We start from the raw sequence: 13,475 nt of genomic DNA, 5'->3' as shown, positions 1-13,475 counted from the left end.
GCATTGAAAATCATTCAACATTAGGCTTCCGCACCCTCATCAAGGAAGGAACTTGGCGTAACGCCAAAGTGCTTGGTAAAGCAACGTGTAAAATATTTGGGGTCGTTGAATCCTACTTCATAGGCAATTTCCGAAATATTAAGCGTATGATTAATCCGGTTTTTCACGATCAATTCACGAGCGACATTCAAACGATATGTCCGGATAAAACGACTGGCTGACTGTCCGGCAAGATTCTGGAGTTTCTTATGCAACAGGCTTCGGCTGATTCCCATTGCTTCGATAAACTCGCTTACATCAAAATTTGAGTCAGTGTAATTCTCTTTAATTACTTTCAGCGCTTTATCCATAAACTTCTTATCCTGCGACTCCTCGGCGATATTCAACGCTCCGGTGTCCATGCTGTCGGCAAATCGCATCTGCACCCGTTGGCGACGATCATTCAGATTCTGAATCATTGCCTTAAGCAGGTCTTCATTGAAAGGTTTCACCAAAAAAGCGTCTGCACCCTGATTAAAACTTTCTATTTGCGTATCTGTTGCTGATTTAGCCGTAAGCAATATCACAGGAATATGTGAAGTCACAAAGTTGGATTTTACCTTTTTGCAAAATTCAAGCCCGTCCATGACCGGCATCATGATATCACTGATAATCAAATCAGGTTGATAACGGTTTGTTAGTTCCAGGCCAATAGCTCCGTTGGCAGCCTCAAGCACATTGTAATCAGCGTCGAGAATAGATTTCACGTATTGTCGCATATCGGCGTTATCCTCAACAATGAGCAATACCGGCTTCCCTTTGGAAATCTCAAATTGCGGTTGCTCTTTTTCTATATTGGGGTTGGCCACTAACATTTGCATTGGCTTCCCATCGGCTGAAACTACGGTTGTTAGTCCTCGTTCGATCGGGATAAAGAAACGGAAACAGGCTCCTCCGTTACGATTGTTTCGAGCTTCAATCTTACCGTTGTGAAGTTGTACCAATCGTTTACATAGGTAAAGCCCGATACCGGTACCGCTTTGTCCGTAACCGGCATACGCTTCACTTTGTTTGGACTGGTAAAAACGGTCGAAAACCTTCTCTATGTCTTCTTCCGGAATCCCTTTTCCATTATCTTTAATCGCCACATACAGGCGTTCTTTCTTGTCCAGTTTATCCAGATAGGTGCTGGCGATCACCGTTATTATTCCCTTGTCCGGAGTAAACTTAATCGCATTTGACAGCAGATTACCTATCACCTTTTGCATATTATTGGGATCAAAAGGGAATTCCGGTTGTTCAATCCGATACTGTTTGCGAATCACAATTCCCCTGTCTTTTACCAATTCTTCAAAAGGCAAAATCAGATTATCGAGAAAATCAAGAAAATTATTCTGGGTCTTGACAATCTCCATTTTGCCGGAATCCACTTTCCGGAAATCCATCAACTGGTTAATCAGCGACAACAACAACTTTGAATTGCGTTGTACAATCTGGAGTTGTTCCTGTACTGCCGGATTCTGGCTCAATTTCAGAGCACGTTCTACCGGTCCCATGATCAGGGTGATCGGAGTACGAAACTCATGGGTGATATTGGTAAAAAAGGCAATTTTATCCAAGGTTGCCTCTTGTACCTTTTTAGCCATATCCACAAGTTGTTCTTTCTGACGGGTAATCTTCTCATTTTGCTGAGTCAGCACCTCATTCTGACGCGAAATTTCATCCTGATGTTCAATCAACTCTTTGAGTGTAAACTGCAACTCTTTGGCCTGATTCTCAAGCACCTCTTTTTGATACTCAATCTCACGGGTACGTTCATCGATCATCTGTTTCAGGTGAATCTTTTGTTTTTTCAGCTGTTGAATACGATATACGTAATATTTATAGGCTGAATAGATGAGGAGTCCAAACACGAATATCAGGAACCACCAGGTTTTATAAAACGGAGGAACAACACTAATCTTTAGAGAAGTGATATCCGTTGACCAGGTTCCGTCAGGATTGGTGCATTTAACTTCAAAAGAATATTTTCCGGCCTTTAAGTTTGTATAACTGGCAAAACGGCGATCCGAAGAGACCTCAGTCCATTCGTTATCAAACCCTTTGAGTCGATAGGCATATTTGATTTTCTCAGGAAAAATATAAGACAAGGCTGAAAACTCGAAGCTAAAAGCCTTATCCGCTTCTCTAAGCTCGATGTGTGATAAAAAGTTGCCTTCAAAAAAGAGATGCTCTCCCGATTGTTTCAGATTGGCAGGGAAGATATCGTCATTCAAAACCTTAATACGGGTAATAGAAGCTCTATTCTGGGCTGCAACCGGAGTCGTCTTAAGCGGATCAAACTCAGTCAATCCACTCACATGTCCGAAATACATTTTACCATCATGCCCCTTGCAATAAGCATTCCAGTAAAACTGGTTTGAACGCAATCCATCCGAAGTATTGAAACTACGGAAACTGTTTTTATCAGGATTGTATGCACACAATCCTTTATCAGTACTTAACCAGAAAGTCCCGGTTTCATCTTCCAGGATTCCATAAATCACATTATCAGATAAGCCCATTAGCTCATCTATATTATGAAAAGTGAGCCGACCCTCTGATTCATCCAAACGGTACAAACCATTACCGTTACTACCAAACCACAGCTCTCCGTTTTTACATTGATGAATGCAGTTGATCTTTTCAATACGATGGGAGGACGGATTCGATAAAAGATAGTGGAAATGACGGTAAGTTATTTTATTGTGCTTAATATCTGTCTTATTCAGGTAAATGCAAAACAATCCGTTTCCGGTACCAATCCACAACCGGTTTTTGCTATCAATAAACATTCCAGTACTATAGCGAATCTTTTTACTGTCAGGCAGATAACTCAGTACATGAACAAACCGATTCGATTCAATATCCATAAAGTCGAGACCTTCACGCGTACCGACCCAAAGTCCCCGATTCTTAGAATCAGAGATCATTGTAGCAACAAAATCATTCTGAATTCCGGTCTTAATAGCCGGATTGTACATAAATCGTTGAAATCTGGGATTTTCCTTATCAGACAACTTCATACGGTTAATCCCCCCACCCCATGTAGCAAACCAATAATCGCCTTTGAAGTCCCGGCAAATATAACTGACAGTGTTATGACTCAACGTACCCGGATTTCCGGCCTGTGCAGAATAGTGAATAAAACCAGTCGACCCTTTTTTTCTCACATTTAAACCACCTTCCACGGTTCCTACCCATAGGGTTCCGGCTTCATCTTCATAAATGGCATTCACCGGATTTTTGGAAACGCTTCCCGGGTCTGATGGGGAATGAACGTAATTGGTGAATATCTTTTGATCCGGTACCAGAAGATTTATTCCTCCTTTTTCCGTACCAACCCATACGGCCTGATGGTCAAGAAAAATGCAATTGACGAAGTTGTTATTAAGCGAGACACCATCCTGATTACTTTCAGAAAGAATATGAGAGAAAGAATCTGTCCTGTAATCATAAATATTCAACCCTATGAGGGTACCGATTAATAATTGGCCATCTTTATTTTTCTTGATATCGGTTATAAAATTGGAGGATAATGAATTCGAGTCACCTGATTTAGCTACGTAAGCAATGAGGTTTTCAGTTGTCGGATCATATTTGTAAAGACCTAAAGTGGTACCGATCCAGATCACTCCATTATCATAAAAAAAAGTATTTACAATGCGTTGAAGCTGCCGGAGTGACTCACCTGCATTCACCCGGTTATATTTACCGTTGGAGCCTTTGACTAATCGGAATACTCCATTGTTGTATCCGATGTATAGACTACCGTTTTGAATTAGCAATGCATTGATTGAGGATTCACTCCTATAAACTTCTTCTGCATTAATTTTTCCGTCTTTGGTAAAATGAATACAAGCTAGTCCGGAATCATATCCAATCCATAAATCACCATTCTCATCTTTCTGGATAAAAGTAACTGACTTATTGTCAAAAGGCATTTTCTTACCTAACTTCTGCTCTGAATGGATAATCTTACCGGAATGATATTCAAGAAAATCAACCCCGGTTTCTGTAGCAATCCAAAGATTTCCCTGAGGGTCTTCTTCCACACAATGCACATTATCATTTCGTAATGAGTTTATTGCATTCCGGCTGTTAAAATGGACAAATTCATAACCGTCATACCGATCCAGTCCATTCCAGGTTGATACCCACATAAAACCACGGCTATCCCTGAAGATATGGTCAATCATATTCTGGGACAATCCATTGTCGGCTGTTATATAATTTATCTTGTAGGGGAGCGCTTTTACCGATAGCAAACCGGTAATGGCGAAAAGGATTAAAATTATTCTGAACTTCATCTTCATATCATCAGACCTAAGGTAGATACAAATTTAGACAAATAAATGCGCAATATAGTGGATTTATAGTTATTTGGTGAGGATATTTTTGTAACAGATTATGATACCTGACTTATGTATAGCACCAATTGCTTCTGATTTGAAACAACCTACATATAAAAAGGAAAAGAGAGCGTCCCAATCCTCTCATGGACACCCTCTTTAACCCTTCTTATCAGCTTAATGATCGTCGTTTTGATAAAAGTTGGGGGTTAGAATTATCTATTCTTTTTGCCCCAATAAGTCGCATTCAGATTCTTTTCAGTTCCGGCATACACAAATGTTACCCGGCGTGGAGTAGCTTCCCAATCCACCTCTCGTTCAACGCAAACAATCACATTTCCCAATGTTAGTTGTTTTTTTGTCGCATCATAACTCCAGCTACCGGTCAGTGCTCCCGACATAGTCCCGTCGGCATTAAGGGTTAAAGCAGTGGCAACATCCTGTGTGGCATAGCTGTATTTGAGGTTTATGTGTTGCCAGGTTCCTACCAGTGAGTCTTTGGTTATCGTACCGTAATCGGGTACAGCAGCGTAACGCTCGGGCAATGCGATTGGCCAAAGGTTATTAGGTTCAGTGGTAGAAGCCGGACACCACACCAGACGACGAACATGTCCCATCATAAGAGCATTGGAGTATGCATTGCCATTAACGCCGGCAGGCAATCGTCCTTGCGACATGTAGAACCATTCGTTGGTATTATTCTTTTGAAATACGCAACAATGCGATATCCCCACCCAACCGTTACTGAGGTTAAATTTGTAAGGATGTGTTACGATCGGGTAACAGTCACCTTCTCCGGCGGTAAAGTTGCGTCCGGTAATGTCGTAGTACGGACCCTCAATATTGGTACTTCTCACCACGCGTGTGTTGTAAGGTACATCGAGGCCATCGTAGGCCATAAACAAATAGTAATAACCATCTTTGTAGATTACTTCGGGAGCTTCGCTGCCCTGCCAGCGCGAAGAAGCTGTTCGTGTACCAACCCTGACGCCATATCGGCTTGTAAGCTCAGTGGTACTACTTGCCCATGGGTTACCTAGTATATTGAGGGGCTTTCCTGTTGTTGAATTAAGTTGCAACAATGCAAAGCCGCTATGCCATGAACCATGTATCAGGTAATGTTTACCTTCCGGTGTTACTATATAGGTTGGGTCGATGGCATTGTAGTAGAAATACGCACTCCAATCCGATGTACTGGCCCGACTGTAATTTAAGCCACGATCGGATGACGAACAGGTAACAAAACCCTTATCAGTCCACACAGCTCCTGCAGGATCAGTCGATTCGCACATGCCTATAAAAGCACGCTCAGTCCAGCTACCATCAAAACTGGCTGAACTGGAGTTCCCGGTTTTAATATAGTTAAAGATAACTATGCTGTAGTACATCCGCAAGATGACTTTTCCTCCGACGGTGACCTTGCGTACCACCGGTGCCCAGTAGCCGTATTCTATTTTATCTTTAGCAATGGCAGCCAGTCCCATACGCGAACGAATAGCGTTGAGCGAATCAGCTACCCAGGAGGGCGGGTTATAAAAAGGCCCGCCTACCCAATCCCAGTTAACTAAATCTTTTGAACGTTTGCCTTGAAAATGTCCGTGTCCATCAGCAGCATTACCATATGAAGCATCAGTGCCATACATATAGTAATAGCCATTATAATAGGCTACTGATGGATCATGAACATTAGCCAGATTCCACTTGTTCCGGTTTGACCAAGAGGATATGGAGGAATAATCATCAGCGTAGGTAGGAATGCTGAATACGGTATCGGTTCCGTCTGTACCACCGTTTGTCGTTGGTTCTTCTTTTTTGCATCCTACAAATAATAGAGCTGATATACCGACTAATAAAATCGGGAAATACTTTAGTTTCATGATAAGAAAATAATAAGTAAATGACAGATACCAGAACTTCCTTATCAACATATAAAGAATACGTTGATAAGGTAGCCTCTATTTATAGAAAATGATTCCTATTTTACAACAGGGTGAACAGTCCATTTAGCTAAGAATGCAGGTCCGTTATCTTCATTCTTGTTTGCCGAGTTTCCTACAAGATTCGGATCTCCATCTAGTGTTGCTTGTAATATTGGGAAATACTCATGTCCTTTGTTGAAGGACTGGAACGATGAAGCGCTGGCTGTTGCGGCTGTAAGCTCATCAGTATTGGCAGTACCATCGAGCTTATAATAACCATGTTCCACCAACTGATTCAACCGATCTGTAGTGTAGAAGAATCCCCAACGAAGTAAGTCGATACCACGTCCGTTTTCGCAACCAAATTCTTTCGGACGCTCCACATTTGCTATTTGTTCAAAAAGAGCATCTTTAGTTGGAAAGTCAGACAGTTTGAGGTCTGCCAGAGCAACACGACGACGTACGAGGTTGATATAATCGATCGCAGCCTGGGTTGGACCATTGATTTCATTTTCACACTCAGCAGCTCGCAACAACACATCACTATAACGCATCAGGCGCAGGTTGATTCCACAATGCAAACCGGTAGTAATCGCATTGTAAATATTAGTTCTGGCATTTGTGAACTTAGCAATGGATATACCACCTTGTGAGGTGTTCGAAAGTGGAGTTGTGGTGATGTCTTGTTGATAAACGGTGTTGCAACGAGGGTCACCATTCGGATAGGCCGCAGTTTTTGCACCTTTGTAATTGTTATAATCACTTTCGTAGGTAACCAATGTCCAATATAAACGAGGATCGAGACGGCCATCCGTACAATTTTCTTTTTTGAACAGATTATATAACCAGGGGGATCCTGCAAGGTCGCCCCAGCTGCCCAATTGTTGCGAAGCGTAGTTGCTCTCTACTGCATGCCCCTGAGTAGCTTGCGAACTGATGTTTACCGGAGTCCATTCCTGGTCGGTACCACCTGTTCCATAGTCCATAAATTGTACTTCGAAAAGGCTCTCTTTGTTGTTTTCGTAAGCCGCACCTTCTTTGAAGTTGTCACCATAGTCAGCCATCAGTCCATAAGATCCGTATTTACCGGCAATGATGTCTTTCAGTACGGCATAAGCTTCGGTATATTTGTGACGGAACATCATTGCCCGGGCCAGATATCCGGCTGCAGAACCACATGTAGCACGACCTTTAGCCCATTCGCCACCTTTACTGCGCGATGGCAAGATTTGCATTGCTGTTGTCAGATCTTTTTCGATTTGGTCAAACACTTCATCTTGTGTATTACTCGCAGCATACATGGTATTAATGTTCGAATAAGAGGCATAGTCTGTGATCAATGGAACTGTCTGGTAATAGGTTGCCAGTTCATAATATGCCAATGAACGTAAGAAAAGAGCCTGACCTTTTATCTGATTATAAGAGTCAGTTGACATCTTAACAACATCTATTTTAGACAATACATAATTTGTGCGGTTTACCACATGATAGCAGTCGCGCCAAGGCCATAAATTACCAATCTCATCAGTAGCCGCTGCACTTAGGTTGTCATATCCAATGTACCACTGCTGAGATGAGTTCCAGACTTCATCACCACGTACAGCATCCAATGTATAACCAACGCGTGCAAATGTACCTTCTAGACGAATACGGTTATAACATGCAATAACCGCATCCTGAAGATCCGCCTCTGTTTTACCAAAATCTGCAGTTGTCTGACTATTCGGATTCGTAATATCCAGGTTTTCGTTACAAGCAGTCAAGCTTGCAGCCAACACCAATATAGTAAGAATTTTATTTATATTTTTCATAAGATACTTTCATTTAAGATGATATAATTAGAAAGAAGCACGTAGTCCAAACATCACTGTTCGAGGTGTCGGGTACGAACAATAGTTGAAACCCGGAGTGAATGTTCCACCAGCGAAGTCCACATTGTAACCTTTATACTTAGTCAAAGTAGTCAGGTTTTGACCTGATGCGTAAACACGAACCCCGTGAATGTAATTACCAAACAATTTGTCAGAGAAATTGTAGCCCAATTCAACATTAGCGATTTTCAGATATGATGCGTTCTGAAGGAATCGCTGGCTGAATGCATCGTTGGTGATCGAAGCTCCAGGAGTCACTTTGTATGCTACACGGGGAATGTTTGTATTTGTATTATCAGGTGTCCAGGCATTTAACATATCGACGCTTTTATTGAGTGCGCCATATGAGCTATGTAGAGTCATATCAACAAAATCTAACGCTTTGAAACCGGCAGCACCATAAGTCGAGATGCTCAGATCGAAACCTCGCCATTCTCCACGGAAATTTAAACCGAAATTTACCTTTGGCATACCACTACCCAGATATGTACGGTCAGCATCTGAGATTGTTCCATCATTATTGAGATCGGCGTATTTTATATCACCTGCCACTGCTCCATTTTGAGTAATATGCGCACCTTTCGAGTTAACCCGGTTGTCAACTTCCGATTGAGACTGATAAATACCTTCTGAAACATAACCATAGAATGACCCCACTTCCCGACCTACCTCTGTACGGCAGTATCCATCAGTTTGAGGTTCATTTAAAACCCCAAGACTTGTCACTTTATTTTTAAGGGTAGAGAAGTTTGCCGAGATGTCATATTTAAAATCATTCTTGTGATTATGGTATGCTAACGCGAATTCAAGACCCGAATTTATCATAGTTGCTGCGTTCATATTAACAGTTGTATTATCAACACCTGCACTTGGTGGAACTCTAACTCCATAATGAAGATCTTCCGAAGTTGACTTATAATAGTCAAAATTAAATTCCAATTGACTGTTGAAGAAAGAAATATCACTACCAAAATCCATTGTTTTCTTCTTTTCCCATCTGATAGCTGTGTTAGCATATGTAGAAATGGAAGAACCGGTAACTTTATTATTTCCAAAACTATAAGTATAGTTATTTCTCAACATCGTTAGCATGTAATCATAGTTACCAAGGTTAGTTGTATTCCCCAATACCCCATAGCTACCCCTGATTTTGAAGAGATTGATAGATGATTTCGCAAATTCCGGGAAAAAGTTTTCGCGTTCAAAGCGCCAACCTCCTGATATAGCCGGGAACCATTCCCAACGTCTTTCAGAAAGACGGCTATCACCATCGCGACGTGCCGATAACGAAATCAGGTATTTTTCATTGAAATCATAATTGACTCGACCGATATAAGAGGACATTTTATGTTCCCATTCAGAACTAGAGGCATCCCTCGACTCAGCATTGCCTACCTGCAGATAATAAGGTTCTGACAAACTTTTACCCCAACCAGCGAGTGTGTGACCGAGATCGTGCTCAAATGTATGACCAATCACTGCATTAACGTGATGAAGCCCCATTTTACCATCATAGGTTAACGTATTCTCGACCAGAGCATCACTACTGCTGTTATAATATTCATTCAGTGCTTCATCGCCTTTTGCCAGATAATTGGTTGTACTCTGTATAAACGAAGGAACGAATGATAGTCCTTTAACATAAGTTCGGCTATAAGACAAATTCAAATTATAATCCAATTTGTGATTTTTATTTTTACGACCAACCATGTCAAAAAGGTCAACATCAGCCGATCCTGTAGCTACAATACGGTCAACTGTTGTATTTCTCTTAATCAGATTATTTTCCAGTAGTACATTAGTTACACGTAAGTCACCATGTACATCGTCATAATAAGTACCATATCCATACGAGTCGTATGTATAATTGGATGCAGCCGAAAGCTTTCCATCAAGCACCCAGGTCGAAGGATCGTAAGCCTTAATAGTTGGGGGTAAAAGCAGAACAGAAGCCATTACCGGATATTGTGCACCATATAGCCCCTGCACATATTCGTTAGCATTACTGAGTGCCATATTATCCTGTTTACTATGACTATACACAAGATTCGATTTCAGTTTTACAAACTTAATATCCATAGCATTGGTAATACGGGCAGTGTAACGGTCAAAGTTAGGACCGGCGCCTTCCATAGTACCCTTTTGGCTAAAATAGTCAAGCCCAATGTTGTAAGTATTGTTGTTTCCGCCACCTGACAAGTTAATATTATGATCCTGACGAATACCTGTTTTGAATGCTTCTTTGAACCAGTCTGTATTCACTTTTGCACTGCCATCAGCATTGTACAAATAGTTCGCATTAGTAGGATCGTATCCACCGGGAACACTCATGTTACTGTTAGCGTAAGACATGTCTATATACTGACCATACTGTTTCGAATCCATTACATCGTACACACCTTTTTGAACATTGTCAAAACCAGTGTAACCACTATAATCGATTCTCATAGGTTGGTTCTTTTTACCTTGCTTGGTCGTGATAATTATCACCCCATTAGCCGCACGCGAACCGTAAATTGCAGCAGCAGATGCATCTTTTAAAACCTGTACAGTTTCAACATCATTTGGAGAGAAGTCACGTATAGTTGTACCCATAGGCACTCCATCTATAACATATAGCGGTGAAGTTGAACCAAAAGTTCCAAGACCACGAATACGCACAGAAGGGTCTGCCCCCGGTTGTCCGTCAGATGTAATTTGTACACCTGCAACTTTTCCTTCGAGCATGGTAGAAATATTAGAATGAGATACTTTTTTCATCTCTTCCGTATTGACAATGGCAACCGAGCCGGTAAGATCCACCTTACGCTGTGTACCGTAACCTATAACTACCAATTGGTTTAGCTCTTTCGAATCAGAAATCAGGGTAATGCTTCCGAGTTTAGTCTTACTACCAATGTTTACTTCCTGTTTTTTGCATCCTACGTATGATACTACCAGCGTAGCACCTGAAGGTACAGCAAGAGAAAACTCTCCATCCAGATCGGTGATAACACCGGTAGTTGTGCCTTTTTGCTGCACAGTAGCTCCAATAAGCGGTTCTCCTTTATCGTCAACGACTTTTCCTTTTACGGTGATCTTACTTTGTTGAGTCATTGACATCTGGCCGGCATTACCTGCACTTTCTGCGTATGTCGCAGGTGAGAACGCCAGCAATCCTAAGAGGAATAAATATGAATATTTCATTGTATATAGATTTTATCTTAGTGATTATTGAGTAATTACGAGATATGACTCCTCTGTTACGAGAGCACAATTCAAATCAGAACTGTCTACAGTGATACCGGCATACTTCTGGGTATGAGTTTCGCCGTTGGCATATGTAACATTGTAAAGTACATCTGCTGTATTGTTACCATTGTTTGTAACTGTAATCACTACTTTTGATCCACTGATGTTTGATGTGAATGTACTCCAATTCCAGTCAGATGTAAGAGTGGCTGTACTATAACCTCTGCTGCCCCATCCATAATTGTCCATGCGAACTACTGCATCAAACGTAGCATTAACAGGATCTCCAACAGCTTTGGTATCGGTAGATTTGCGCAAAACGACACATGGGCTGTGCCAGTTTGAAACATTGTCAGAATAGCAGTACATTGTAATTGTCTTGCTCGAACCTGAAGCAACATTATAATCAGAGGAGAATGCCGTCCACCAGGCAGAAGAGAAATCTGTATTTCCTACCTGACTTGCACCTTTCACAAGAGTTAACGGACAAGTTGTAGTAACTGTTTTCGATGCACCCGCATAAGAAATGTCAGCCGATTGAGAACCTGCAGCAGCAGTTATCTTTCCAAAAGTAAGCGTTGAGTTTGGAATAACGGCTTTTGAACCGTCGGAATAGGTGGCTGTGACAACAAGACCTGCTGTATTGAAAATAATAGGGTCGCTGTTGTAGAAATAATATTTCGTAATGGTAGGAGCTGTTGTAACCTCCAGAGCTGTAACTGATAGAGTTACATCCAGTGAGTAAAAGGTTGAAACAGCCTGAGTGTACGCCCCTTGTTTGGTTTTACTATATGCTACAATAACTGTTTTCTTACCAACAGTAGTCATATCAGGAACAACATTAAAGGATATATCTTTAGAATCCACCACCTTAGAAGATCCATCAGAGAATGTAACAGTTGCAGTTGCACTGCCCCAGTAGTCTTTATTACCTAATTCAACAAATGTAGGAGTTCCCGAAACAGAGATTGAAACCGGAGTAGCATCTACGACCGTTGTAACTTTCGAAGGTATTAGGTATGCTTTTTTCATCACGAAATGGCTACCGTCACAAACTAAGAAAGCATTTATGGCATCTGTGGCAGAAACCGGTTGTTGATATGTTTCGACCAGCGTAGTACCATTAGTCCCAACGGCAGTGGCTGTTACATATACATTGCCGGTAGCAGAATGGTCAATATCGATAGAAACACGGGCGCCTTGCATAGTTTTACGGAAGTCATTCCAGATATCACCGTCTCCATCTGTGTCAGGATAGTTTTGGGTAATCATTTTCAAATTAAAATCACTGTTACCCCAGCCGTAAGCATCAGAGCGGAGCAGGAAGTATTCCTTATAGTCTGTGGAAGATCGATCTGCTATATTATTAGTAACAGCGAGATTCCAGTTGTTCCAGTTATTAGCACCTGAACCGTAGTTGATAAACTCCAAATGTAACAACTTGTTAGATGGGATGGCGAAATAATCAGAGAATGCAGTCCACCAACCGGAACTGTTATCCTCGTTTCCAACGATTGCGTTATTGATGGTGACGTAGGTTGTGTCACCTGTGTTCGGTTTAGAATTTGCAATTGAATCGATCTTGCTTAGCAAGTCAGCAGGGGAGTCAATTGAAAAACTACCCAATTGATCGCACCCAACTAAGCTAAATGATGCGAAAAGTACGTATAAAACGCACCTCATTAGTTTAGTGATTTTCATAGAATTAATTTTAAGTGTTATTTGTACTAATATATCCGGGATGTCAGGCATACAACCAACATTCCGTTATTTCTTGATTTGGAAAGTTGTCTTCTTTTCAATGGTTTCTGACAGAATAACCGAATATTCCTACCCATTATTGGGAGATAATCCATATAAGAGAATAAATGAAGTTTCAATAGAGAGAAATCGTTTCAATTTAGACTCAACGTTTGATTAATCCGGGGTCAAAATATCAGAATTGCGTCTTCAGGAAGAAAATACTAGGCACAGCTTTTCATAAGCAATCACTTTTAAGGTTAACTATCAGATGTGTTTTTCGGTATTGCAAATTACTACTATATCCAACCAATCGGGGTGGATAAATGTTTTTTTGTGGTGTA

The 13,475-nt window shown here is 41.2% G+C and carries 5 protein-coding genes; all 5 read right to left on the bottom strand.

The window, feature by feature from the left end; translation table 11 throughout:
• Positions 1 to 20 precede the first annotated feature (20 nt).
• A complete protein-coding gene (locus MLE17_RS14555) occupies positions 21 to 4,328 on the bottom strand; it encodes a two-component regulator propeller domain-containing protein (RefSeq protein ID WP_243349444.1) in 4,308 nt (1,435 codons plus the stop codon).
• 257 nt (positions 4,329 to 4,585) lie between these two features.
• Positions 4,586 to 6,247 (bottom strand): glycoside hydrolase family 43 protein, encoded by a 1,662-nt coding sequence (locus MLE17_RS14550; RefSeq protein ID WP_243349443.1) that lies wholly within the window; start codon positions 6,245 to 6,247, stop codon positions 4,586 to 4,588.
• Positions 6,248 to 6,345: 98 nt separating this feature from the next.
• Positions 6,346 to 8,100, bottom strand: a complete 1,755-nt coding sequence (locus tag MLE17_RS14545) for a RagB/SusD family nutrient uptake outer membrane protein (protein WP_243349442.1) — start codon at positions 8,098 to 8,100, stop codon at positions 6,346 to 6,348.
• Positions 8,101 to 8,127: 27 nt separating this feature from the next.
• On the bottom strand, positions 8,128 to 11,346 hold the full coding sequence (locus MLE17_RS14540; protein ID WP_243349441.1) for a SusC/RagA family TonB-linked outer membrane protein: 3,219 nt from the start codon (positions 11,344 to 11,346) through the stop codon (positions 8,128 to 8,130).
• A 24-nt stretch (positions 11,347 to 11,370) separates the two neighbouring features.
• Complete coding sequence (locus MLE17_RS14535; RefSeq protein ID WP_243349440.1) at positions 11,371 to 13,074, bottom strand: hypothetical protein; 1,704 nt, start codon at positions 13,072 to 13,074, stop codon at positions 11,371 to 11,373.
• Positions 13,075 to 13,475: the final 401 nt, after the last annotated feature.

Source organism: Parabacteroides sp. FAFU027 (assembly GCF_022808675.1).
Taxonomy (GTDB): Bacteria; Bacteroidota; Bacteroidia; order Bacteroidales; family UBA7332; genus CAXXIC01.
This window is presented reverse-complemented; position numbering and strand designations above follow the sequence as displayed.